Genomic DNA, 22,788 nt, shown 5'->3' with positions numbered 1-22,788 from the left:
AGCCAACAAAGAGGTGTGACATGCAAGAACGTATCGCGCGGGAACTGAATATCGACCGCGAGCTGGTCAAGGGCGGCGAGCCGCAGGAGATTCAGCGGCGCATCGACTTCATCAAGATCACCTTGCGCAACGCCGGCTGCAAGGCCCTGGTGCTGGGCATCAGTGGCGGTGTGGATTCCCTGACAGCCGGCCGTCTGTGCCAGTTGGCCGTGGAGCAACTGCGTACCGAAGGCTACACCGCGCGCTTTATCGCCATGCGCCTGCCGTATAAAGCCCAGGCCGACGAGCGCGATGCCCAGGCCGCCCTGGGCTTTATCACCCCGGACCACATCGATACCCTGAACATCGCCGCCAGTGTCGACGGCTTGATGGCGAGCCTGACTGCCACTGAAGCCAGCGCCGCGCAGGTCGACTTCATCAAAGGCAACGTCAAGGCCCGCACGCGGATGATCGCGCAGTACGCCGTGGCCAACTTGCACAACGGCCTGGTGGTCGGCACCGACCATGGCGCCGAAGCGTTGATGGGCTTCTTCACCAAATTCGGTGACGGCGCCTGCGACCTGGCACCGTTGTCGGGCCTGACCAAAACCCAGGTGCGGCTGTTGGCTGCATCGCTTGGAGCCCCGGCCAACCTGGTACACAAACCACCTACCGCCGACCTGGAAGAGCTGGCGCCGGGCAAGTTGGACGAGCAGGCCTACACCTGCACCTACGCCGAGATCGATGCCTACCTGATGGGCGAAACGGTGAGCGAGCGAGTGAAGGGAATTGTCGAAGGGGCTTACAGCAGAACAGCGCACAAGCGCGCCTTGCCCATCGGCCCACGCTGAATCAACGGCTCTGGTTTTGCTGCGTCAGCTCAGCTTCCAAGGCTTCAAGAAACACTTTCACGCGCCGGGGCACAAAGCGCCGGGTCGGGGTGATGGCCCACACGGCCAACTGCTCCATGGAGACGTCCTGCAACTGCACTTGGATCAGTGAGCCCTCTTGCAGTTGTGTGTACACATCCAGATAGGTCAGCATCGCCAGCCCCAAACCCCGCAGTGCTGCGGTTCTGACGGCATCGACGCTGGTGGTCTGCAATCGCCCGGCCACGCGCTTGCGGTACAGCGTGCCGTATTTTACCAGCGGCCAACGCGGGATGGCCTCCAGCAGCAGGCAGTCATGGCTGTCCAGGTCGTCGGCAACGCGTGGGGTGCCGCGCCGTTTCAAATAGTCGGGCGCCGCGCAGATCACGCGCGGGTTGGCCGCGACCTTGCGAGCGACCAGTTCCGAATCGACCAAGGGTGCAATGCGCAGCGCCAGGTCAAACCCTTGGGCAACGATATCGACCACACGGTCGCTGACATTCAGGTCAACCCGCAGCTCAGGGTGTTGCGCCAATAGGCGCGGTAATACCGCCAATACGATGGTTTGGCCGAACACGCTGGGCGTACTCATGCGCAACATGCCCGTGACTTTGCCCGAGGTTTGACTGAACTCGCCAATCGCACTTTCTTCGGCTTCACTCATGGTTTGGGCATAGGGCAGCAGGGCTTCGCCTTCTGCCGTCAACGACACCGAGCGTGTGGTGCGGTGAAACAGGCGCACGCCAAGCTCCTCTTCCAATGCGGCCAGCCGTCGCGAGACCTGCATAGGCGCGATGTCCAGCTGTCGAGCCGCGGCGGAGAGGCCGCCGGTTGCGTGCACAGCGAGGAAAATTCGCACATCGGAAATCAGCATTGTTATATCCGTATTGGTTATAGCGCCTTCACTGTGCGTGTGATTGATCCGCGCAGTGGCCTGCGTAAGCTGGAGTTCATTCAAGTCTTAGCCAGAACAGCCCAAGGTAAACACTCAATGACCGGCTCCAATCAAGCTATCTTATCTACATGTGTTATTAAAAATGTGCAATTGAACAACCGATTGGCGGTCGCACCGATGACCCGCGTAAGCGCCAGCGAAGACGGGGTGCCCACCGAGGCCATGCGGCAGTACTACCTGCGGTTTGCCAAAGGCGGCTTTGGCCTGGTCATCTCCGAAGGCATCTACACCGACCAAGCGTTTTCCCAGGGTTACCGGTATCAGCCAGGCTTGGTCGATGACCAGCAGGCACTGGCGTGGGCCGGTATTACGCGAGCGCTGCAACAGCAGGGCACAAAAATGTTCGCGCAGTTGATGCACGCGGGTGCACTCAGCCAAGGCAACCGGTTTCGCGACCACACCGTCGCGCCGTCGGCCGTGGTGCCGGCCGGTGAGCAAATGGCTTTTTACTTCGGCGAAGGCGGCTACCCGCAGCCCCGGCCAATCAGCGATGCGCAGATTGACGAAGTGATACAAGGCTTTGTCCAGTCGGCTTCCCGTGCGGTGCACATCAGTGGGTTTGACGGCATTGAAATCCACGGTGCGAACGGGTATTTGCTTGACCAGTTCTTGAACGCCCACACCAACCTGCGCACTGATGATTGGGGCGGGAGCCTGGAGCGCCGCCTGACCCTGCTGGTGGCTATCGTCAAAGCAGTGAAGGCTGAGGTCGGTGGCGCGGTGCCTGTGGGCATCCGTATTTCGCAAGGCAAAGTGAACGACTTCTTTTACAAGTGGCCGGGTGGCGAAAAAGACGCTCAGGTTATCTTCAGTTCATTGGCTGAGGCTGGCGCGGACTTTATCCACGTGACCGAACACGAAGCCTGGCAGCCGGCCTTCGCCGATGGGCAAGACTCCCTGCTGGCACTGGCACGGCTTTACGCGCCGGGCGTGCGCCTGATTGCCAACGGCAGTTTGCACAGCTTGACGCGGGCCAATGGCGCATTGCAAGACGGCGCGGACCTGGTGGCCCTGGGGAAGGGCGCCCTCAGCAACCCGGACTTGCCACAGCTGTTCGAATCGAGGGGCGAACCGAGGCCGTTCGACGGGGCGATCCTGGGCCCTATTGCCAATATCAAGGGCAGCGAGCTGGCTTTTGGGGAGGCACTTTGAACGCCTTCCTCAAGTGTGCGTGCATGGCGATCGCCGTTGCCGCAGCACCGCTGGTGTCTGCCGCGCAAACCGCGGCTCAGCACTTGCCGAGCGTGCAGTACGAGGAGGGTCAGTTGCCGTTGGCATGGTCCAGCGGTGCAGCAAACTGCGCGGCTACCAGTGAGGATTTTCAGGTTCACGCCTACAACGATAACCTCTACATTTTGCGCGAGTCAGGCTGCGTCAACGCGGAAAAACCGTTCCTGTACCTGTTGTTCGGTGAGGACCGCGCCCTATTGTTTGATACCGGCGCGGGCAGTGACACGGACCCGTCCACCGGCAGGGTTCCGGATGTGGTCGGTGCCGTCGACAAGGTCATCAACCAATGGCTGGCGAAGCACAACCGACGCTCGCTGCCGCTGGTGGTCGCCCACCTGCATTCGCATGCGGACCACACCTGGGGCGATGCCCTGTTCGTCAAACGGCCCAACACCACCTTGGTCAAGCCGGGCGATGTTGAGGCGCTGAAAACCTTCTTCGGCATCGCCAAGTGGCCGCAGCAGGTGGGCACTTACGACCTGGGTGGTCGTGTGCTCGACATCATCCCGATCCCCGGGCATGACGCCACTAGCATCGCCGCGTATGACCGCCAGACCGCCGTACTGCTGACGGGCGACTCGGTTTACCCAGGCCGCATCTACGTCAATGACGCCGACCCGCAAGTGACGCAGGACAGCCTGCAACGGTTGGTCGACTTCACCCGTACCCGGTTGGTCGCCCACGTATTGGGCTCGCACATCGAGCAGCGCGCGCCCTATGCCGATAACCCCAAAGGCCAGCACTACGCGCCCCAGGAAATGGGCCTGGCGCTTGGCCGTGCGCATTTGCTGGAGATGCTCGAAGCCGCCAAGCTGCGAACCGGGCAAGGTGACCAGAGCCGGATTACCCAAAAAGCCTATCGCGACTTCACGCTCTGCGGGGTGTACCCCGCGTGTGCGCCGGTCAATGTGCCCGTGCAGAAGGCGGGCAAATAGCGAAGCGTTGCGAGTCTTCCTTGCGGTGGAAGGCTCGGTCTTTTAGGTCCAACTACCGCTCAATCGAGCGACTCCAGCGCGCATTCCACTCCGGCCGCGCCTGGTTGACCTGATCCCAATCAATCGAAATCGCCGTCTGCAAGTAACCTTGCATCGCCTCCACCCGCGCGCGGGTTTTGTCGGTGGTGGGCGTGGTCGGGTTCGACGGGATCTGGTCGCCTTCTTCCAGCGCCGGCGCCTGGGCTTGCGCGGTCAGCAAAAACGCTGCGAGCTTTTGCGCCAGTTCCGGCTGGTCATTACGCGCAATCACACACTCGGCCACGTTCAGCACCACTGCGCCTTCCTTGGGTTGCGCATATTCCATCGGGATGCCGAGCAGTTTTTGCGTGGTGACCTGGGTCGGGGTAAGAGGGAAGATTGCGGCTTCGTCGGTTTGCACCATTTCGGAGATCTTCGCCGAGCTGGCGATGTATTCCAGTACGTTGGGGCCGATGGTTTTTGGCCAGGCCTTGAAGCCCGGCTCCACGTCTGTTTCAGAGCCGCCCTGGATTCGGTTGAACATCAAAAAGCCGTGCAGGCCAAAGGTGGAGGAGGCCAGGGATTGGAACACCACCTTGTCTTTGAATCGGGGATCGGCCAGGTCCATCCACGAGGTAGGCGCGGCCCAGCCTTTTTCCTTGAACATCTTGGCGTTGTAACCCAGGCCGGTGACGCCCAGGGTCACGGCCACGGCTTCATCCTTGATCTTCGCCTTGGCCGGGATCTGCTCCAGGGGCGCGCTGGGCGCGAGTTTGTCGCACAGGCCCATGGAGATGGCGCGGTACATGATGCCGTCGTCCAGAAACATCACGTGCATCTGTGGGTTGTCTTTGTTGGCCTGGACCTTGGCGAGGATGTCCGACGAGGTGCCGGGCACGATTACCACCTTGACGTTATTGGCCTTTTCGAACGCGGGCAGCACCTTGTCGGCGTACACCCGCTCCATGGTGCCGCCGTTCATGCCCAGGTACAGCGTCGGCGCGGCATGGGCGGTGGTCGCGAGCAACGCGAGGGTCAAGCAGGACAACGCGATACGTGTGTGCATGGGGTTTTTCCTCTCAGGCTTGGAAACGACGGATGGAAAACGCTTCGATGGGGTGGCGGCTGGCCCCGCTGCAGACGATCTCTGCCAGGGCTTCACCGACCGCGGGGCCGAGCTGGAACCCGGCACCGGCAAAGCCGAAACCGTGGAGCAGGCCAGGTTGGGTGCTGCTGGGGCCGATCACCGGTTCATGATCGGGCAGGTAACCTTCGGTGCCGCTCCAGGTGCGAATGGCCTGGGCACCTTTGAGAAACGGGTACAACTCGCCGGCGTTGCGCAGAATCTCCAGCACCGCCGCGTGCCCTGGACGCGCTGTCAGCGGGCCAAGGGCAAAGCCACGGCCGCCGCCCAGGATGCAATTGCCACGGGCGACTTGGCGCGCATAAATCCCGCCGCCTTCAACGCCCGTGCTGACGTTCATCACCACCGGCAGCGGCTCGGTCACCAGCATCGCCGGGTGCGCGGCAGTCATCGGCACGGGTTCGCCAAACTGTGCGGCGACGGTGCCGGCCCAGGCCCCGGCGCAGTTGAGCAGCCACGGTGCGTACAGGTGCAGGCCGTTGGCGCAGTGCACGTGGAATTGGCGGCTGTCATGCTCGATGCGAATCACGTCGGCCTGCTCGTAGACCGAGGCGCCGAGTCGCCGCGCTGCACGGGCGAAGGCGGGCGAGACCAGGCGTGGGTTGGCGTGGCCGTCTTCGGGGCACAGCGAAGCGCCGACCGCGATATCGCCCACCCAAGGGAACCGTGCACGTAATTGGGCGTAGCCCAACAGTTGCAAACCCAGGCCAAAGCCACGGGTTTGCTCGGCATAGGCTTGCAACGCGGCAAAATCCGCATGACTGCGCGCCAGCTTCAAATGCCCGGAGCGCACGTACTCACCGTCGATGCCGATCAACCCCGGCAAGTCGGCCCACAGCTGATGAGCGCGCTGCGACAATGGCAACTGATGCAACGGCCGCCCCTGACGGCGCACGCCACCGTAGTTGACGCCACTGGAATGCGAGCCACAAAAGTCCCGCTCCACCAAGGCCACGCGCTGGCCTTTCTGCGCCAGCATCAAGGCTGCCGAAGCGCCGACGATGCCGCCGCCCAGTACGATCACGTCGATCATGGCTGCACCTCTACACCAAACGGCAGCGGCTTGATCGGTGCCTGGCCACGCAGGCGGCCGACGTGTTCAATCCCGCGCCCACTGCGTTCGGCCACGATTTCCGCTGCCGCCAGCCCGCACATACGGCCCTGGCAGCGGCCCATGCCGACCCGGCAATGGGCTTTGACCCGATTGATCTCCCAGTGACCTTCATCCACCACCGCGCGCACCTCGCCGACGCTGACTTCTTCGCAGCGGCACAGCATCAGCTCATCCGGCGCCTGCGCGGCCCACTGTTCAGGAAAAGGGAAGGCGGTTTCCAGGCCATGGCGAAAGCGCTGGATGCCTGCCAGTTTTTGCTCCAGCACCGCCGCGCGGCGCTGGTCGATAGCAATGCCGCAATCCTCCAGCACCGCCAGCGCCGCGCGCTCACCGGCGATCTGCGCTGCATCCGCGCCCATGATCCCGGCACCGTCGCCGGCTAAGTAAACGCCATTGACGCTGCTGCGTCCGGCGCTGTCGCGCTCCGGCAACCAGGCGCGGTTCAAGCTGTTCCAGGCAAATTCACAGCCAAGCAAATCCGCCAGTTGCGTTTCGCTGCGCAAGGCATGGGCGAAGGCCACGGCATCGCAGTGCACTGTGTGCTCGCCCCAACGAATGCCCTTGACCCGTTGCTCGCCGTCGATCTGTGTCAGCGTTGCGCCCTGATGCACGGGAACCCCGTGGGCCGTCAGCCAGGCGCGGTAATACACACCTTTGGCCAAGGTCGCAGGTTGCCCCAGCAATGCAGGCAAGGCGCGGCATTGGGCGCTGAACGGGGCGCTGTCGAGTACCGCGACCACCTCGGCTCCAGCCTTGGCGTATTGGTAAGCCACCAGATACAGCAACGGTCCGCTGCCGCAAAACGCCACGCGCTCACCGATGGCGCAGCCCTGATACTTCAAGGCGATTTGCGCCGCGCCCAGGCTGTAGACACCCGGCAAGGTCCAGCCCGGCACCGGCAGGATGCGGTCGGTGGCGCCGGTGGCGACGATGATCTGCGCGTACTCGAGGCTCTCGGCGCGGCCGTTGTTCAACATGTCCAGGCGACCGTCCTCGGCGTTCCACACCAGGGTTTCGGGCCGGTAGTCGATCAAAGGCGCCAGCGCATCCATTGTGCGGTGCACGGCCTCGGCCTTGCTGGCTTCAAAGCCATACAGTTGTTTGGCCGAGCGCTGGAAGTTGGCCGGTTGGCGCCGGTAAATCTGCCCGCCGCCACGCAGGCTTTCATCCACCAGGCACGGCTTGATGCCATGGTCGAGCAGGGTGCGCGCCGCGCTGATTCCCGCCGGGCCTGCGCCCACGATCACGATTGGCTTCATGCTTGGCGCCCCGGGTCACGGCTGATTGCCTGGCCTTCTTCTAATAGCGTCGAGCAGGCCCGCACGCGGCGCCCATCTTCAAGCCGTACCCAGCAGTCCTGGCAAGCGCCCATCAGGCAGAAACCGGCGCGGCGTTCGGCGCTGAAATCGCTGCCGCGCAGGTGCTCGGCGCAGGTCAGTACGGCGGTCAGCACGGTGTCGCCGAGCAAGCCGGTGGCCGGTTGGCCGTCGAGGGTGAAGGCCAGGGCAGGGCGCTGGGTTTCGGCCAGTCGTTTGAACAACGCCATCAATGTTTCCCCACCAGTACGCGGTCCAGGCCGTAGACCCGGTCGAGCAGAATCATGGTGGCTGCGGTCAGCGCAATCACCAGCGCCGACACCGCCGCCATCATCGGGTCGATGGACTCGGTGGCGTACACGTACATACGCACCGGCAGGGTTTGCGTGGCCGGCGAGCTGACGAAGATCGACAGGGTCACTTCATCGAAACTGTTGATGAACGCCAGCAACCAGCCGCCAGCCACACCGGGCAAAATCATCGGCAAGGTGATCTGGCGAAACAGCGTAAAGCGGCTGGCACCCAGCGACTCCGCCGCTTGTTCGGCACTGCGGTCAATGCCAATCGCCGCCGCTAATACGAGGCGCAGCACGTACGGGGTGATGATCACCACGTGGGCGAGCATCAGCCAGATAAAGCTGCCATTCACGCCCATCAGCGCAAACAAACGCAGCATCGCCACACCCAGCACCAGGTGCGGGATGATGATCGGCGACAGGAACAACGCACTGAAAAAGTTGCGCCCGGGGAATTGATACCGGCTGATCGCCAGGGCCGCCGGCACTGCGATCAGTGTCGCCAACGTGGCGGCGGTAAACGCCAGGATCAGGCTGTTATAGAACGCCTGGATAAAGTCGGCACGCTCGAATACTGCACGAAACCAGCGCAGGGAGAAGCCCGAGGTGGGCAGGCTCAAGGTGTTTTCCGGGGTGAAGGCCACCAGGCACACCACCACCAGCGGCGCCATCATGAACAGCACCACCAAACCATGAAAGCCGAGGGCCAAAGGACCGTTTCTGGACATGCGCTTAAACCCCCAGGGACTTTTTGTAGCGGCTTTCGACCATGCGGTTCCAGCTCAGCATGATCAGCAGGTTGACCAACAGCAGCACCACCGCGATGGTCGCGCCCATGGGCCAGTTGAGTTCCGAGAGGTACTGGTCGTACACCACCGTGGCGACCATTTTCAGGCGGCGCCCGCCGAGCAGGCCGGGGATCGCAAACGAGCTGGCGGCCAGGCCGAACACAATCAAGGTGCCGGATAACACGCCAGGCATGACTTGCGGCAACACGATCTTGCGCATCACCGTGGCCTGGCTCGCACCCAGCGACAGCGCCGCCTGTTCTGCCGACGGGTCGAGCTTTTGCAGCGAGGTCCACACCGGAATAATCATGAACGGCAGCATCACGTGCACCAGCGCGATGATCACCGCAAACGGCGTGTACAACAGTTTTACCGGACGCCCGCCGAGGGCCTGGATCACTTGGTTGACCAGCCCGTCGGCGCCAAGCAGCAGGCTCCAGCCAAAGGCGCGCACCACCACCGAAATCAACAGCGGCGTGAGGATCAGAATCAGGAAGATCGAGCGCCACGGCGTGCCCATGCGGCTGAGGATGTAGGCCTCGGGCACGCCGATCACCACGCACAGCAAGGTCACCAGCGCGCTGATCCAGAAGGTGCGCCAGAAGATCTCGTAGAAGTAAGAATCACTGAACAGCGACAGGTAATGCGCCAAGGTCCATTCATCCGCCTTCACGCCCACTTGGTAGTCGAACACGTTGAACGACAGCACCAGGGTCATTACCAGCGGCAGAATCAACAGCCCGGTAAACAGCGCCAGGGCCGGCAACGACAACAGATAACCCCGACTCATGCGCGCACCTCATCCACCGCCAACACGCGCAGCAAGCCGGCGTGCCAGTCCAGGCCCACGGCAGCGCCGCAACCGAGCGGCGCGCTGCCGTCATTGCTGCGCACCACGGTGATTTCGCCGAGGGTGGTGTGGATGCGGTACAGCCACTGGCTGCCGAAGAAGTAGCTGTCCAGGACCTTGCCTTGCACGCGCCCGCTGCCGGCGTCCACCAAGGTGATTTTTTCCGGGCGCAGGCTCAGGGTCAGCTCGCCGTCGCCGCTGGCGTGGCGCACTTGCGGGGCGCCGAATTCGTCGTAGTCGCCCGGCAGCAGGTTGGCTTTGCCGACGAAGTCCGAAATGAAGCGCGTGCGCGGGTGTTCGTAGAGTTTGTAAGGCGCGTCGATCTGGGTCACGCGCCCGGCCTGCATCACCACCACGCGGTCGCTGATGGACAAGGCTTCGGCCTGGTCGTGGGTGACCATCAAGGTGGTGATGCCCACGGCGCACTGGATGCGGCGGATTTCAAACTGCATTTCTTCACGCAGGTTGGCGTCGAGGTTCGACAGCGGTTCATCCAGCAGCAACACCGGCGGTTCGATCACCAGCGCGCGAGCCAAGGCCACACGCTGGCGCTGGCCGCCGGACAGCTCACGCGGGTAACGCTCGGCGTGTGGGGCCAGGCGCACCAGGTCCAGCACGGTTTTGACTTTACTGGCGATCTCGGCGGCCGGCACTTTGCGCATCTTCAAACCGAAGGCGACGTTGTCGCGCACAGTCATGTGCGGGAACAGCGCGTAGCTCTGGAACACCACGCCCAGGCCACGGCTGGCGGGTTTGGCGTGGGTGATGTCGCGCCCGTCGAGCAGGATCTGCCCGCCGCTCACGTCGACGAAGCCGGCGATCATTTGCAGGGTGGTGGTCTTGCCGCAGCCCGAGGGGCCGAGCAGGGAAACGAACTCGCCTTTTTCTACCGCAAGGTCAGTGGCGACCACCGCATCGACGGCGCCGTAGCGTTTGCTCAAGGCGTTGAGTTGGAGAAATGCCATGTCTGCGTTCCACCTTTTTGAGTCGCGTCGAAACGCGCTTTTTTGTTTTGGGCAGATGCGAAAGGGTGTTGCGGGTGCGTTGGCGCTCGATCTCGAGTCGGCTGCCATTTGTTGTTCATTTCGCCCCTGTGGACGCAGATTAGGACGAAGACTAGGATGGGCGAAAGATGGAATTTCACTGAATGAGTAAGTATTTTAAGATTTATTCACTCACCGGAATTTACAAAGAGATTGGGTGTTATGGATTCCACTGAGCGAACTGATGGCGGTAAAGAAGTCGGGGCGGGCAGCGTGTCTCGTTTGTTCGCGCTGCTGCGAACCCTGGGTGAAGTGCCCGAGGGCGGCGAACGGGTCACCCAACTTGCACAACAGGTCGGCCTGTCCCAGCCCACCACTCACCGCCTGTTACGCAGCCTGATGGACGAAGGCATGGTCGAGCAGGACGCACGCAGCAAGCGCTATCGCCTGAGCCTGGAGTTCTTCGCACTGGCGGCGAATGCGGGCAAGACCGGCAACCTGCGCGACCTGGTGCGGCCGAGCATGTTGCGCCTGAGTGCTTCATTGGGCGATTCGTTGTTCCTGTTGGCGCGCAGCGGCTTTGATGCGATCTGCCTGGACCGCAGCGAGGGACCGTATCCAATCCGCACGTTTACCGGCGATATCGGTGGGCGTGTCGCGTTGGGTGTGGGGCAGGGCAGCCTGGCGATTCTGGCGTTTTTGCCGGAGGAGGAGCGTGAGGCGGTGATCCGCTACAACCTGCCTCGGCTCAAGGATTTTCACTTGTATGACGAAGTGCTGCTGCGTTCGGAAGTGGAGAGCGTGCGTAACCTGGGGTACGCAGCGCGTAACACTGGCGTGCTGGAAGGCATGGCCGGGCTGGCGGTGCCTATTCTCAATCGGGATGGCCATGCGGTGGCGGCGTTGAGTGTGGCGACCATCAGTGACCGCTTGGGGCCGAGCCGGTTGCCGATGGTGGTGGAGTTGCTCAAACGCGAGGCCGCGGCGATTGGGCCTAGGATTAATCCGTTTGATCCAACGTTGCGCAGGCCTTCACAAACCTTCGGGGGGTAACTTATCTGCCTGCCAACTCCCACAGGTCCATAGGTGGCGGCCTTTGGAGGTTTCACCACAATAACCTTGCATGCTGCCAGATAATGGCTAATATAACCCGGGTAAAACAAATAACACCCGGGTAATAAACCATGCCGACGCTAAACGCTCCTCAGTGCACTGTCTTCCTCCGCCACCAACGCGTGGCGGCCGGTACCTATTCGGACGTGGCCGATACCCTGGCAGGTCTGGACCTGCCGGCGGGCACCTTCCTGGTCTTTGATGACGCCACCGGCACCCAAGTCGATTACCCCTGGCCCAGCGGTTATGTGCCTGAGCAACCTGCGCAGGCGTCAAGCGATGACGAGCCTCCCTCGGTCCCCTCGGTTGGGCGCCCAAAGCTGGGCGTGATCGCGCGCGAAGTCACTCTGCTGCCGCGCCACTGGGAATGGCTGGGCCAACAACGCGGCGGCGCCTCGGCAGCCTTGCGCCGGCTGGTGGATGAAGCACGCAATGCCAATGCCGCACGTGATCAGGCGCGCCAGGCCAAGGAAGCCAGCTATCGTTTCATGAGTGCCATTGGCGGCAACCTGCAAGGTTTTGAAGACGCCTCGCGGGCACTGTTCGCTGAGGATGCGGCGGCCTTCGCCAACAAGATCGCGCATTGGCCTAACGAGGTGCAGACGTACCTGGCCTGGTTGTCGCGTAATGCGTTCCCCGTCTAACAATAATTCCGGGACTCGAACCACCATGCCAGTCACCCAACAACGGCCGTTGTGGCAGATCTACCTGATCTTTCTGGCACCGATGGTGCTGTCCAATTTCCTGCAAAGCTTTTCCGGCACCCTTAACGGCATCTACGTCGGGCAAATGCTCGGCACCCAGGCGCTGGCGGCGGTGTCGGGGATGTTCCCGATCGTGTTTTTCTTTATTGCCTTGGTGATCGGCCTGGGGGCGGGCGCTTCGGTACTGATCGGCCAGGCATGGGGCGCCCAGGAAACCGGATTGGTCAAGGCGATCACCGGTGCGACGTTGACCTTGGGCGCGTTGGTGGGGTTGATCGCGGCCGTGCTCGGCGGCCTGTTCGCGCGCCCGGCGCTGCAGGCGTTGGGTACACCGATTGACGTTCTCGACGATGCCGTGGGCTATGCCCAGATGATGATGCTGATCATGCCGCTGCTGCTGGTCTTCATCCTCTACACCCAGTTGCTGCGTGGCGTCAGTGACACGGTTTCGCCGCTGCTGGCGCTGATGGTCTCGACCCTGGTCGGCCTGTTGCTGACCCCGGCGCTGATTCGCGGCTGGATCGGCCTGCCGCCCATGGGCATCCAGAGTGCGGTGTACGCAGGTTTGGTCGGCAACGCCTCGGCGATGCTGTTTCTGATAGTGCGCCTGCGCCACAAAAAACACGTGATGGCGCCGGACCGCGAACTGCTCGCCGCCTTGCGCCTGGACCGGGCGATCCTCGGCAAAGTGCTGCGCATCGGCCTGCCGACCGGCTTGCAGATGGTGGTGCTGTCGTTGTCGGAATTGGTCATCCTCGCCTTGGTCAACAGCCACGGCTCCCAAGCCACGGCGGCGTATGGCGCGGTGACGCAGATCGTTAATTACGTGCAGTTCCCGGCGTTGTCGATTGCGATCACTGCGTCGATTCTCGGGGCCCAGGCGATTGGCGCCGGGCGCCTGGAGCGGATCGGGCCGATCCTGCGTACGGGCTTGCTGATCAACACCTGCCTCACCGGTGGCTTGATCGTGCTCGGCTACCTGCTGTCGCACTGGCTGCTGGGGCTGTTCATCACCGACGACGCGGCGCGGCTCAATGCCGAGCACCTGCTGCACATCATGTTGTGGAGCATCCTGGTGTTCGGCTTCCAGGCGGTGGTGGGCGGGATCATGCGCGCCAGCGGCGTGGTGCTGATGCCGGTGGCGATCTCTATTTTCTGCGTGCTGTGTGTTGAACTGCCGATGGCGTACATGCTCAACGCGCACTTTGGCCTTGAAGGCGTGTGGATGGCGTTTCCGGTGACCTACCTGGCGATGCTGGCGCTGCAGACCGCTTACTACCGATTGGTGTGGCGGCATAAGCAGATCGTACGGTTGGTGTAGCGGGGCTTATTGCTTCAAACCGCGCAGCAGTAGCTCCAGGCCCTGCAAGCCTTCTTCCAGCCGCGCGCCCGGGTGCTCATCCCGGGCGATCCACAGCGCGGTGTTGACCAAGCTGCCATTGATCAACTGCGCCAGCGCAACGCTGGGTCCTTGCGCGATGGCACCCGCCTGCATCAAGCCCTCAAGCAGTTGGCGTAGTGACTCTACACAGTGTTGTTGAGCGCCTGTATCGCCGAGCACGGCTGGCGCATCCTGCAACACAATGCGTTGGATTTCCGGGTCCTGCGCCATGCGCAAATAGGTGCGGCAGCGTTCACAAAAGCCGTCCCAAGGGTCCTGGGCCTGATCGCTGATGCGCTGCAAGCGCGCGTCCATTTCGCTGTCGAGCTGGGCAACCACCGCCGCTAACAGGCCTTTCTTGTCACCAAAGTGGTGGTACAACGCCCCACGGGTCAGGCCGGCGCGTGCGGTAAAGTCGTCCATCGACGTGTTGGCATAGCCCTGCGTGGCGAAGGCCTGGCGGGCGCTGGCGATCAGCCGGGCGCGGGTGTCTTCGATCATTTCGGCACGGGCTCGGCTCATAGGTAAGGCTCGCGATGGGTGTTTGAGTGATTGACATACGCTGCGTATGTTACGCATGATTTGCCACATACGCACCGTATGTATGTTGCCTTGATGACTGCAGATAGCAAGTTTCAAGGCGCTGAGGAAGAGGTCAAGCAGGATGGCAAATCCCTACGCCGAGTTGTTCCAGGCCCCAGGCAGCCGGGCTTTTGTATTGGCCGGCATGCTGGCGCGCATGCCGATATCGATGGTCGGTATCGGCCTGATCACCATGCTTTCGCAAGTGCATGGCGGCTATGGCCTGGCGGGCGCGGTGGCAGCGGTGTTTGCCTTGGCCACGGCGTTTTGCGCGCCGCAGGTTTCGCGGTTGGTGGACCGTTATAGCCAGGGCAGGGTGCTGCCGCTGGCGGCACTGATCGGCGGCGGGGCGTTGTTGCTGTTGCTGTTATGCACCCGGCTTCAGGCGCCGAGCTGGACATTGTTTGTGTTTGCCGCTTTGGCCGGTTGCATGCCCAATATGTCGGCCATGGTGCGGGCGCGCTGGACCGAGTTGTATCGGGGACAACCCAAATTGCAGACCGCGTTTGCCCTGGAGTCGGTGCTCGATGAGGTGTGTTTCATTATCGGCCCGCCGATCTCGGTGGGCCTGAGCGTGGTGCTGTTCCCGGAGGCCGGGCCGTTGGTAGCCGCGCTGCTGTTGGCGGTGGGCGTGACCACCTTCGTGCTGCAACGTGCGACTGAGCCGCCAGTGCATGAACACCACGGCCATCACGGTCGCTGGCTGATCGCCTCACCTTCGGTGCTGATCCTGATGACCCTGCTGCTGGCCATGGGCGTCATCGTTGGCGTGGTAGATGTGGTCAGCGTCGCCTTTGCCCAGCAGCAGGGTCAGCCGGCGGCGGCGAGCATCGTGCTCTCGGTGTATGCCATCGGCTCGTGCCTGGCGGGGTTGGCCTTTGGCACACTCAAGCTCAAGGCCTCGTTGCCACGCCAGTTCCTGTTCTGCGGTGTGGCGACAGCGTTGACCACCTTGCCGTTGCTGCTGGTAAACCATATTCCCGGGCTGGCCGTGGCGGTGTTTATTTCCGGTCTGTTCTTTGCACCTACGCTGATCGTGTCCATGGCCCTGGTGGAACAGGTCGTCCCGCCCAGTCGCCTCACCGAAGGCATGACTTGGCTGATCACCGGCTTGAGCATCGGCGTGGCTATCGGTGCGGCCAGCTCGGGTTGGATGATCGACCAGTTTGGCGCCACCAGCGGGTTCTGGGTGGCGTTGGTGGCGGGCGCGGTGGTGCTGGGCTCAGCGTTGCTGGGCTATCGGCGCCTGGGTTGAGAGCAGGGCCGTCAGGGCCTGTTTCTGATGGCCGAAACGCGCGGCAACGTAGGCCTCCAGTAACCGGATAAAGTCTTCGGCGATGGTTTGGCCCTTTAGCGTCATGACCCGTTCGCCATCCATATAGACCGGGGCCGAAGGGTGTTCACCTGCACCAGGCAAAGAGATGCCGATGTCGGCCAAGCGACTTTCCCCGGGCCCATTGACCACGCAGCCCATGACGGCCACTTGCAGGCGCTCGACCCCGGGGTACTGGGCGCGCCACAGCGGTGTCTGTTCGCGCAGAAAACCTTCGATGCGCTGCGCCAGTTCCTGGAAAAACACACTGGTGGTGCGCCCGCAGCCTGGGCACGCCACCACCTGTGGCGTAAAAGCGCGCAGACCCATGGTTTGCAGGATCTGCTGGGCCACGTGGACTTCCTGGGTGCGCTCACCGCGAGGTGGTGGGGTGAGGGAAATGCGCAGGGTGTCGCCGATACCTTCCTGCAGCAGCACGGCCAGTGCGGCCGTCGACGCGACGATGCCTTTGGAGCCCATGCCGGCTTCAGTCAACCCCAGGTGTAAGGGAAAGTCACAGCTCGCCGCCAAGTTTCGATAGACCGCAATCAGATCCTGCACATGGCTGACTTTGGCCGACAACACGATATGGTCCGCAGGTAACCCGACTTCAACCGCCCGCTGGGCGTTGTCGAGCGCCGAAACCACCAACGCCTCGCGCATCACCGCGTCGGCCGCCAGTGGCGTGGGGAGGGCGGCATTGGCATCCATCATGCGTGCCAGAAGGTCCGAGTCGAGGCTGCCCCAATTGACTCCGATGCGCACCGGCTTGTCATAGCGGCAAGCGACTTCGATCATTTGGCAGAATTGCTCATCGCGTCGTGAACCCTTGCCGACATTGCCGGGGTTGATCCGGTACTTGGCCAGGGCCTGGGCGCACTCCGGGTAAGCCGTCAGCAGGCGATGGCCGTTGAAGTGAAAGTCGCCCACCAGGGGCACTTCAACAGTACGTCGATCCAGCAATTCGCGGATGGTCGCCACTTGGGCGGCGGCCTTATGACTGTTGACGGTGATGCGCACCAGCTCCGCGCCGGCGCGGGCCAGACTTTCCACCTGGGCCGCGGTGGCTTGGGCATCGGCGGTGTCAGTATTGGTCATGGCCTGGACCACGATCGGCCCGTCGCTGCCAAGGTTGAGTGTGCCGATCCGCACCTGGCGGGTGACGCGACGCGCAATGGGGACGTTCATGGCAGTGCCTCCTCTGGCTTATTGCCGGGCAATCAGTCCGGGAGGCAGGCGAAACTGCGCATGCTCTTCGCGCCCTGGCAAGGTCTGGATGTGCAGCGGGGCAAACCGTGCCAGGGCAGCGATCACGTCCTGTACCGAGACCTCCGGGGTTGAAGCGCCTGCGCTGATCCCAACGCTCATTTCTGGTGTAAACCATCGGGTATCCACCTCACTGCCGTCGCTCACAAGGTAGCTGGCCGTGCCGCTGTCGTTAGCCTGCTTGCACAAGGTTGTGGCGTTTGCGCTGTTGGCGTTGCCGACTACCAGCAGCACATCCACTTGGGCGCAGAGCTCACGTACGGCCTGTTGGCGGTTCTGCACCGCATAGCAAATATCGCGGGCGTCGGGCCCGATAATGTTGGGATAGCGTTGCGTCAGGGTTTTGACTACGGTGCGGGTATCATCCACGCTCAGCGTGGTCTGGGTGAGGTAGGCCAGTAGGGTATCGGCAGGAAAATCCAGGGCCCGGACCTGTTCGACGGTCTGAATCAAGGTGATTGGCGCGTCTACCTGGCCAAGGATGCCGATGACTTCCGGGTGCCCGGGTTCGCCGATCAGGATCAATTGATAACCTTTCGCGGCGTATTGGCGGGCGTGGTTATGCACCTTGGTCACCAGCGGGCACGTAGCATCGACCACTTGAAGTTGACGCTCTAACGCCTGGCGTTCCACTTCACGCGCCACCCCGTGTGCGCTGAAAATGGTCAGGGCACCGACCGGCACGCGCTCCAGTTCGTCGACAAAAACGGCACCTTGGTCCCGCAGTGTCTGAACCACATGGCGGTTGTGCACGATTTCGTGGCGTACGTAGACCGGTGCGCCGAATTGCTCCAAGGCCTGCTCGACCGTATCGATGGCGCGCACGACGCCGGCACAGAAACCTCGCGGTTGGGCCAGGATAATGTTCATGCTTGTGCACTCGCCAGTGTGTCGCAGGGCGACGGGTACCCCAGCTGTTGTTCATGGGCGAACCGGTGTATCGAATGCGCGATACCGAGGGCGTCCAGGCCGTAATGGCTCAACAGCTGCTCGGGCGTACCATGTTCGATAAAGTGGTCGGGCAACCCCAGTTGCAGCAGTGGAGGGCGTATATTCTGGCTGGCCAGGCACTCCAGGCAGGCCGACTCTGCACCCCCCATGATGCAGCCTTCTTCGACGGTCACCAGCCAATCATGTTCGCGCGCCAGCGTCTGGATCAAGTCACGGTCCAGGGGTTTGATAAAACGCATGTTAGCCACCGTAGCGTCGAGCAACTCTGCAGCTTCCAACGCTTGTTGCGTCATTGAGCCAAAGGCCAGGATCGCGATGCGTTTCCCGTAGGCCTGGGTGCAGGCGCGGCGGATCTCGCCTTTACCCATCGGTAGTTCGGTCAGCTCGGGTGAAGGTGAGATACCGCTGCCCGAGCCTCGAGGATAACGCACCGCGCACGGGCCCGGTTGTTGTACTGCGGTGTGCAGCATCTGCCGGCATTCCTGCTCGTCGGCCGGCGCCATGATGGTGAGATGAGGGATGCAGCGCAAATACGCGATATCGAAGGCGCCCATGTGGGTGGCACCATCGGCCCCCACGATGCCAGCGCGATCAATGGCAAACACCACAGGCAGTTGCTGCAGGGCGATGTCATGGATCAGTTGGTCATAACCGCGCTGCAGGAACGTCGAGTAGATCGCCACCACTGGTTTCAGACCTTCGGCGGCCAGCCCGGCGGCGAAGGTCAGCGCATGTTGCTCGGCGATTCCAACATCGAAGTAGCGCTCGGCAAAACGTCGTTCGAATGCGACCAGGCCTGAGCCTTCGCGCATGGCCGGGGTGATCACCACCACTCGCGGGTTACGCTCGGCTTCATCCGCCAGCCACTGGCCAAATACCTGCGTATAGGTGAGCGCACCCGCAGCCGCAGGGTGAATCCCCTCTATCGGGTCGAACTTACCCGGCCCGTGATAGAGCACCGGGTCAGTGGCTGCCGGGCCATAGCCATGGCCTTTTTCGGTGACGATATGCAGCAACTGCGGCCCACGGCGGGTTTTCAGTTCACGCAGGGCGGTCACCAGTTCATCGAGGTTATGCCCGTCGATGGGGCCGTTGTACGCAAGGCCCAGCGCCTTGAACAGGCCGGCGTCGTGGTCGCCATTGCGGTCTGCGGTCAGGGCGCCCAGGTGTTCGCGCAGCCTGCCCACCGAGGGCGAGATCGACATGTCGTTATCGTTGAGAATCACCAGGAACGGCAGGTCGCGGAATACGCCCGCATTGTTCAGCGCTTCAAAGGCCATGCCGCCGCTCAGGGCGCCGTCGCCGATCACTGCAATGCAGTGGCGCGACTGCCTGAGGGTGCGAGCCGCGAGGGCCATACCCAGCGCGGCCGAGATCGAGGTGCTGGCATGCGCTGTGCCGAAGCAGTCATAACAGGACTCACAACGGCGCGCAAACCCCGAAATTCCGCCAAATTGGCGAATCCCGCCCATCTCCTTGCGGCGTCCGGTAAGGATCTTGTGGGCATAGGACTGATGCCCGACATCCCAGATAATTCGGTCATCCGGAGTGTTGAACACGTAATGCAGGGCAATGGTCAGTTCTACGCTGCCCAAGTTGGCCGAAAGATGGCCCCCTGTAGCGCTCACGCTTTGCAGAATAAAGCCCCGTAGTTCATCAGCCAGCGGCCCTAGGGCGGCGGACTGCAAGGCCCTTAGGCGCGAAGGGCTGTCGACGGTGTCGAGGAGTTCGAACATGGCAGGATTTCCTCAGCGGTACGAGGCTTCAGGACGTCGTCACGCTGTGCGCACATTGAATGGCATGGGCCATCGAGCGCTGGTCTGCATCACTGTCGAAAAGCGCTGCGCGATAACGAGAGGTATCGATCTCCAACCAACGTTGATGGCCGCTTATCCAATGCCTCAAGCCGTCAATGTAGTACTTGAGGGCGGGGCTCGCGTTGACAAGAAGTTGGTTTGAATGTTGAGTGAAGTTGTTTATTTCAGTGCGTATCTTATCCGCAGTTATATCAATACCTTCTTGCAATGTATGGCCTTGACCCGCCAGCAGAGTGACCATGTTTTCATGCAGTCCAGTTTGTTTGAGTTCAGTGCTCAAGCTAAAAATGTCATTGGTCAAACTGACGATGGTATTGGTACTGTCTTCGAGTTGTTCGATCTCGGCAGAAAATCGCACTTCGCCTTCCAGAGGTACGGGGCTGGCGGCGTCGACCAGGGCCATCGCGGGAATCATGCCGCTGCCATGCCGCCGGAGACAGCGGTACTGGCGCAGCGTCACGGGTTCACTATTTATATGTGCCAGGATCTGCAGTGCGACGCCGCCATAAATCATGCGTGAACCATTGGCGAAGTGGGCAAAGCGCTCCGCGTCCAGGTGTCTTCTCAACCGTTGGCAGATATCCAGCAGGGCGCGCTCGCCGAATTCGGGCTGCCGTTGGGCAGTGTTCAGGTCAAGTACGTCGATAATCGCGGTGATATGGGCCACGGTGCGGGGTGATGGGACCTGCGCGCAGTCGAAGAACAAATCGTCTACCAGAAACAGCCAGGCGATGTAGTCGGCGATGGTGTTCAGTAGTTCGAGTGGGGCGGTGGGGTAACAGCGCGCTGCCAGCCAACCGTAACGGCACCTGACTGTGTGGGCGCGAAGGTTGCTGTTGGGCATCAGTTGGTGTTTCTCGACCCACTCGATGACATGGTTTTCTACCATTTGCGCATGCGGCGAACAGGCATCAGGCCACTTAAAAGAGAAGACGGGAAGGGACAGCGATTCGTTCATAGCAAGACTCCGAAGTGTCTACGCCATTGGACGGTACTGCGGACCAAGGATAGAAGCGCAAAAAAGTAGTAGGTAGAAGTTATATAACTTAGACGCTGTGGCGCAAAAAACAACCTGTCGGTTAGTTTGATTTGGAATTGAAGTGTTTGGGAAAGGCGATAGGCACCACCCTAGAAGTAAAGGGCATTTGGTTAATCGCAAGTCGGTATGTATGTGCCGTTGTAAAACAGTGAGGGGCGCCTAGTATTGCTTGGCACGAATGACCAAAAAGGATGGCAAGACCATGGTGCAACGCCTGCTCGTTCTCGGTTCAACCGGGTCGGTCGGCGACAGTGTTCTGGATGTAGTCGCGCGTCACCCCGAGACATTAGTGGTACATGGGCTTACCGCCCATACGCGTATGGACAAGCTGTACCAGCAATGTTTGCGCTTTCAACCCGCGATAGCGGTGGTCAGCGAACCGCAACACGCCATTGAGTTGCAGGCTCATTTGCTGGCGGCGGGCCTGCGCACTGAGGTGTTATGTGGTGTCGATGCGCTGTGTAGCGCCGCGCGAGAGCCTCAAATCGACACGGTGGTGGCGGCTATTGTGGGTGCCGCGGGTTTGTTGCCGACCTTGAGTGCCGCGCAGGCGGGCAAGAAAATCCTCTTGGCCAACAAGGAGGCGCTGGTCATATCGGGGGCTTTATTTATTCGGACGGCCGCCGACGCCGGCGCAACCGTAATCCCTCTCGACAGTGAGCACAATGCGATCTTTCAGTGCCTGCAAGGTTGCCAGGGTTCATTCGAAGGGGTAAATCGCCTGATACTCACGGCCTCCGGTGGCCCATTCAAGAACAGACCCTTGGACAGCTTGGGCGAAGTAACCCCTGAGCAAGCCTGTGCTCATCCCAATTGGTCCATGGGCCGTAAGATCTCCGTGGATTGCGCAACCATGATGAACAAGGGGTTGGAGATCATTGAGGCCCATTGGTTATTCAACCTGCCTGCCGAGCGCATCGAAGCCCTCATCCATCCGCAAAGCGTGGTGCATTCCATGGTGGTATTTCGTGATCAGTCGGTGATGGCGCAACTGGGCAACCCCGACATGCGCATGCCTGTGGCCCACGCCCTGGCGTATCCACAGCGGATTGAGTCGGGCGTCGCACCACTGGACTTGACGAGCTTTGGCGGGTTGACGTTTGAACACCCCGACGTGGGACGTTTTCCTTGTCTGGGCCTGGCAATGCAGGTATTGGCCGACGGGGCCCGGGCCAGTGCCGCCTTGAATGCCGCTAACGAGGTGGCAGTCGAGGCATTTCTGGGGCGACGTATTCGGTTTACCCAAATTTCGCAGGTGGTAGAGCAGGCGCTGCAGCATATTGACCTACCGAACCACTCCGGCCTTGAGGCCATCCTTGACCTGGATCACCAGGCACGTCGATTGGCGCGAGCGCAGGTGAAGATCTGCGCAGCGACGGTTTAGGCCAGGCATCAGCCAACCGCAGGGTAGGCATCCGCGCTGTGATGTTGCAAAAACTCATCCAGCGCCTGGCGTGTCAGGTCATTGAGCGTCACTTTCTTACGGGCCGCCGCCAGGGCCGCAGCCAGATGCAGGTCATGGCCGACCCGCACGTTGAATGAACCCTTGCACGGCTTCTCCGGTGTCTGCCCAAGGGTGTGGCATGTAGCGAGATAGTCGTCTACCGCCTCACGAAAGGCCGCGTCCAGCTCTGCGACCGTTTTACCCTCATAGCTGACCAGCGCCTTGATAAACAGCACTTTGCCAAACAGGCAATTGTCTTCGAGGCTGGCTTCGATAGAGCCGATGTAGCCGTTGTGTTTCAGTTGGTTGTTCACTGAATCAGTTCTCCTGATTTCAATTGTTCGATGATCTGGCGCCGAATTTAATGTTTCAGTTCGTTGCCGGGGTGAGGCCTGTGCAAGGTGATCATTGCACTGGGGTCGCCGATGTCGAATTTGACCCGGCTTCCAGCCCCTTCAATCTGTGTGTAGCCAAGACGATGCAGCAGCGTTACGAGCTCTGGCCAAGTAAAGGCCATGTGCTCATTGAGCAGTTTGGCGAGCAGCTTTTCATTTTTGGACACGGCGTTCCCTGCGTGTAACTAAATGTAGTTGCAAAAGTGGTGTTCGTCAATGCTAGCTCGGCTTGGAGTGTCTTTCCTGAAAATTGATGTAACCCTTGATGACGCCTCGCTCCAAGCCATTCATCCCCCGCTAATTTTTC

23 protein-coding genes are annotated in these 22,788 nt (G+C 61.5%); 8 read left to right on the top strand and 15 right to left on the bottom strand.

Annotated elements, in window-relative coordinates; translation table 11 throughout:
• Nucleotides 1-20: 20 nt before the first annotated feature.
• Nucleotides 21-830, top strand: a complete 810-nt coding sequence (nadE, locus tag KZH41_RS17630; RefSeq protein WP_263273294.1) for an ammonia-dependent NAD(+) synthetase — start codon at nt 21-23, stop codon at nt 828-830.
• A 1-nt stretch (nt 831) separates the two neighbouring features.
• Here nadE and KZH41_RS17625 read toward each other — a convergent pair whose 3' ends face one another.
• A complete protein-coding gene (locus tag KZH41_RS17625; protein ID WP_242150359.1) occupies nt 832-1,722 on the bottom strand; it encodes a LysR family transcriptional regulator in 891 nt (296 codons plus the stop codon).
• A 117-nt stretch (nt 1,723-1,839) separates the two neighbouring features.
• On the opposite strand from KZH41_RS17625, the gene KZH41_RS17620 reads away from it, so the two are divergent.
• Together KZH41_RS17620 and KZH41_RS17615 are read left to right on the top strand one after the other, a co-directional pair.
• Nucleotides 1,840-2,955, top strand: coding sequence for an NADH:flavin oxidoreductase (locus tag KZH41_RS17620; RefSeq protein WP_242150356.1), 1,116 nt, complete (start codon nt 1,840-1,842; stop codon nt 2,953-2,955).
• Nucleotides 2,956-2,978: 23 nt separating this feature from the next.
• On the top strand, nt 2,979-3,968 hold the full coding sequence (locus KZH41_RS17615) for an MBL fold metallo-hydrolase (RefSeq protein WP_242150352.1): 990 nt from the start codon (nt 2,979-2,981) through the stop codon (nt 3,966-3,968).
• A 52-nt stretch (nt 3,969-4,020) separates the two neighbouring features.
• Here KZH41_RS17615 and KZH41_RS17610 read toward each other — a convergent pair whose 3' ends face one another.
• From KZH41_RS17610 to KZH41_RS17580, 7 genes are read right to left on the bottom strand one after another with little or no spacing between them, the layout of a single operon-like run.
• Nucleotides 4,021-5,052: an ABC transporter substrate-binding protein gene (locus KZH41_RS17610; protein WP_094952036.1), complete on the bottom strand. Its 1,032-nt coding sequence runs from the start codon at nt 5,050-5,052 to the stop codon at nt 4,021-4,023.
• Nucleotides 5,053-5,065: 13 nt separating this feature from the next.
• The gene (locus KZH41_RS17605; RefSeq protein WP_263273290.1) at nt 5,066-6,163 is read right to left on the bottom strand and encodes an NAD(P)/FAD-dependent oxidoreductase; all 1,098 of its coding nucleotides are present in this window, start codon (nt 6,161-6,163) and stop codon (nt 5,066-5,068) included.
• On the bottom strand, nt 6,160-7,503 hold the full coding sequence (locus KZH41_RS17600; RefSeq protein WP_263273289.1) for an NAD(P)/FAD-dependent oxidoreductase: 1,344 nt from the start codon (nt 7,501-7,503) through the stop codon (nt 6,160-6,162). The genes KZH41_RS17605 and KZH41_RS17600 overlap by 4 nt, the downstream gene beginning before the upstream one ends.
• Nucleotides 7,500-7,790 (bottom strand): (2Fe-2S)-binding protein, encoded by a 291-nt coding sequence (locus KZH41_RS17595; RefSeq protein WP_094952033.1) that lies wholly within the window; start codon nt 7,788-7,790, stop codon nt 7,500-7,502. The genes KZH41_RS17600 and KZH41_RS17595 overlap by 4 nt, the downstream gene beginning before the upstream one ends.
• On the bottom strand, nt 7,790-8,584 hold the full coding sequence (locus tag KZH41_RS17590; RefSeq protein ID WP_094952032.1) for an ABC transporter permease: 795 nt from the start codon (nt 8,582-8,584) through the stop codon (nt 7,790-7,792). Before KZH41_RS17590 ends, KZH41_RS17595 begins: the two co-directional genes overlap by 1 nt.
• Nucleotides 8,585-8,588: 4 nt before the next feature.
• Nucleotides 8,589-9,434 carry an ABC transporter permease gene (locus tag KZH41_RS17585; RefSeq protein ID WP_242150340.1) on the bottom strand — a complete coding sequence of 282 codons (846 nt, stop codon included), beginning with the start codon at nt 9,432-9,434 and terminating at the stop codon, nt 8,589-8,591.
• Nucleotides 9,431-10,459: an ABC transporter ATP-binding protein gene (locus KZH41_RS17580; RefSeq protein ID WP_094952030.1), complete on the bottom strand. Its 1,029-nt coding sequence runs from the start codon at nt 10,457-10,459 to the stop codon at nt 9,431-9,433. Before KZH41_RS17580 ends, KZH41_RS17585 begins: the two co-directional genes overlap by 4 nt.
• 240 nt (nt 10,460-10,699) lie before the next feature.
• On the opposite strand from KZH41_RS17580, the gene KZH41_RS17575 reads away from it, so the two are divergent.
• From KZH41_RS17575 to KZH41_RS17565, 3 genes are all read left to right on the top strand, one after another.
• Entirely contained in the window at nt 10,700-11,530 is an 831-nt protein-coding gene (locus tag KZH41_RS17575; protein WP_263273288.1) for an IclR family transcriptional regulator, read from the top strand.
• A gap of 131 nt (nt 11,531-11,661) precedes the next feature.
• On the top strand, nt 11,662-12,234 hold the full coding sequence (locus tag KZH41_RS17570) for a DUF2239 family protein (RefSeq protein ID WP_094952028.1): 573 nt from the start codon (nt 11,662-11,664) through the stop codon (nt 12,232-12,234).
• A gap of 25 nt (nt 12,235-12,259) precedes the next feature.
• Nucleotides 12,260-13,615 (top strand): MATE family efflux transporter, encoded by a 1,356-nt coding sequence (locus KZH41_RS17565; RefSeq protein ID WP_094952027.1) that lies wholly within the window; start codon nt 12,260-12,262, stop codon nt 13,613-13,615.
• A gap of 6 nt (nt 13,616-13,621) precedes the next feature.
• Here the strand turns inward: KZH41_RS17565 and KZH41_RS17560 are convergent, their stop codons facing one another.
• Nucleotides 13,622-14,197, bottom strand: a complete 576-nt coding sequence (locus KZH41_RS17560; RefSeq protein ID WP_263273286.1) for a TetR/AcrR family transcriptional regulator — start codon at nt 14,195-14,197, stop codon at nt 13,622-13,624.
• A gap of 142 nt (nt 14,198-14,339) precedes the next feature.
• Between KZH41_RS17560 and KZH41_RS17555 the strand changes: the two genes are divergently transcribed.
• Nucleotides 14,340-15,512, top strand: a complete 1,173-nt coding sequence (locus tag KZH41_RS17555) for an MFS transporter (RefSeq protein WP_094952025.1) — start codon at nt 14,340-14,342, stop codon at nt 15,510-15,512.
• Here KZH41_RS17555 and ispG read toward each other — a convergent pair.
• The 4 genes from ispG to KZH41_RS17535 are packed head-to-tail and all read right to left on the bottom strand — an operon-like array spanning nt 15,480 to nt 20,561.
• On the bottom strand, nt 15,480-16,757 hold the full coding sequence (gene ispG / locus KZH41_RS17550; protein ID WP_263273285.1) for a flavodoxin-dependent (E)-4-hydroxy-3-methylbut-2-enyl-diphosphate synthase: 1,278 nt from the start codon (nt 16,755-16,757) through the stop codon (nt 15,480-15,482). The genes KZH41_RS17555 and ispG overlap by 33 nt on opposite strands.
• An 18-nt stretch (nt 16,758-16,775) precedes the next feature.
• Complete coding sequence (ispH, locus tag KZH41_RS17545; protein WP_263273284.1) at nt 16,776-17,705, bottom strand: 4-hydroxy-3-methylbut-2-enyl diphosphate reductase; 930 nt, start codon at nt 17,703-17,705, stop codon at nt 16,776-16,778.
• On the bottom strand, nt 17,702-19,522 hold the full coding sequence (gene dxs, locus KZH41_RS17540; RefSeq protein ID WP_263273283.1) for a 1-deoxy-D-xylulose-5-phosphate synthase: 1,821 nt from the start codon (nt 19,520-19,522) through the stop codon (nt 17,702-17,704). The genes ispH and dxs overlap by 4 nt, the downstream gene beginning before the upstream one ends.
• 28 nt (nt 19,523-19,550) lie before the next feature.
• On the bottom strand, nt 19,551-20,561 hold the full coding sequence (locus KZH41_RS17535; RefSeq protein WP_263273282.1) for a terpene synthase family protein: 1,011 nt from the start codon (nt 20,559-20,561) through the stop codon (nt 19,551-19,553).
• Nucleotides 20,562-20,844: 283 nt separating this feature from the next.
• Between KZH41_RS17535 and ispC the strand changes: the two genes are divergently transcribed.
• Entirely contained in the window at nt 20,845-22,026 is a 1,182-nt protein-coding gene (gene ispC, locus KZH41_RS17530) for a 1-deoxy-D-xylulose-5-phosphate reductoisomerase (protein ID WP_094952020.1), read from the top strand.
• Nucleotides 22,027-22,034: 8 nt separating this feature from the next.
• Here the strand turns inward: ispC and KZH41_RS17525 are convergent, their stop codons facing one another.
• Complete coding sequence (locus KZH41_RS17525; RefSeq protein ID WP_094952019.1) at nt 22,035-22,400, bottom strand: type II toxin-antitoxin system HicB family antitoxin; 366 nt, start codon at nt 22,398-22,400, stop codon at nt 22,035-22,037.
• A 47-nt stretch (nt 22,401-22,447) separates the two neighbouring features.
• Nucleotides 22,448-22,648 (bottom strand): type II toxin-antitoxin system HicA family toxin, encoded by a 201-nt coding sequence (locus KZH41_RS17520; RefSeq protein WP_263273281.1) that lies wholly within the window; start codon nt 22,646-22,648, stop codon nt 22,448-22,450.
• Nucleotides 22,649-22,788 lie beyond the last annotated feature (140 nt).

The sequence above is a fragment of the Pseudomonas sp. YeP6b genome, assembly GCF_025642995.1.
In the GTDB taxonomy this organism is placed as follows: domain Bacteria; phylum Pseudomonadota; class Gammaproteobacteria; order Pseudomonadales; family Pseudomonadaceae; genus Aquipseudomonas.
This window is presented reverse-complemented; position numbering and strand designations above follow the sequence as displayed.

Bases quoted from the DNA above. Each gene is read 5' to 3' on its own strand.
- KZH41_RS17580 (WP_094952030.1), bottom strand. From the start codon at position 10,459: ATGGCATTTCTCCAACTCAACGCCTTGAGCAAACGCTACGGCGCCGTC.
- ispH (WP_263273284.1), bottom strand. From the start codon at position 17,705: ATGAACATTATCCTGGCCCAACCGCGAGGTTTCTGTGCCGGCGTCGTG.
- KZH41_RS17590 (WP_094952032.1), bottom strand. From the start codon at position 8,584: ATGTCCAGAAACGGTCCTTTGGCCCTCGGCTTTCATGGTTTGGTGGTG.
- KZH41_RS17535 (WP_263273282.1), bottom strand. From the start codon at position 20,561: ATGAACGAATCGCTGTCCCTTCCCGTCTTCTCTTTTAAGTGGCCTGAT.
- KZH41_RS17555 (WP_094952025.1), top strand. From the start codon at position 14,340: ATGGCAAATCCCTACGCCGAGTTGTTCCAGGCCCCAGGCAGCCGGGCT.
- KZH41_RS17625 (WP_242150359.1), bottom strand. From the start codon at position 1,722: ATGCTGATTTCCGATGTGCGAATTTTCCTCGCTGTGCACGCAACCGGC.
- KZH41_RS17615 (WP_242150352.1), top strand. From the start codon at position 2,979: ATGGCGATCGCCGTTGCCGCAGCACCGCTGGTGTCTGCCGCGCAAACC.
- KZH41_RS17570 (WP_094952028.1), top strand. From the start codon at position 11,662: ATGCCGACGCTAAACGCTCCTCAGTGCACTGTCTTCCTCCGCCACCAA.
- KZH41_RS17620 (WP_242150356.1), top strand. From the start codon at position 1,840: ATGACCGGCTCCAATCAAGCTATCTTATCTACATGTGTTATTAAAAAT.
- dxs (WP_263273283.1), bottom strand. From the start codon at position 19,522: ATGTTCGAACTCCTCGACACCGTCGACAGCCCTTCGCGCCTAAGGGCC.
- KZH41_RS17560 (WP_263273286.1), bottom strand. From the start codon at position 14,197: ATGAGCCGAGCCCGTGCCGAAATGATCGAAGACACCCGCGCCCGGCTG.
- KZH41_RS17595 (WP_094952033.1), bottom strand. From the start codon at position 7,790: ATGGCGTTGTTCAAACGACTGGCCGAAACCCAGCGCCCTGCCCTGGCC.
- KZH41_RS17610 (WP_094952036.1), bottom strand. From the start codon at position 5,052: ATGCACACACGTATCGCGTTGTCCTGCTTGACCCTCGCGTTGCTCGCG.
- KZH41_RS17565 (WP_094952027.1), top strand. From the start codon at position 12,260: ATGCCAGTCACCCAACAACGGCCGTTGTGGCAGATCTACCTGATCTTT.
- KZH41_RS17600 (WP_263273289.1), bottom strand. From the start codon at position 7,503: ATGAAGCCAATCGTGATCGTGGGCGCAGGCCCGGCGGGAATCAGCGCG.
- KZH41_RS17605 (WP_263273290.1), bottom strand. From the start codon at position 6,163: ATGATCGACGTGATCGTACTGGGCGGCGGCATCGTCGGCGCTTCGGCA.
- ispC (WP_094952020.1), top strand. From the start codon at position 20,845: ATGGTGCAACGCCTGCTCGTTCTCGGTTCAACCGGGTCGGTCGGCGAC.
- ispG (WP_263273285.1), bottom strand. From the start codon at position 16,757: ATGAACGTCCCCATTGCGCGTCGCGTCACCCGCCAGGTGCGGATCGGC.
- KZH41_RS17585 (WP_242150340.1), bottom strand. From the start codon at position 9,434: ATGAGTCGGGGTTATCTGTTGTCGTTGCCGGCCCTGGCGCTGTTTACC.
- nadE (WP_263273294.1), top strand. From the start codon at position 21: ATGCAAGAACGTATCGCGCGGGAACTGAATATCGACCGCGAGCTGGTC.
- KZH41_RS17575 (WP_263273288.1), top strand. From the start codon at position 10,700: ATGGATTCCACTGAGCGAACTGATGGCGGTAAAGAAGTCGGGGCGGGC.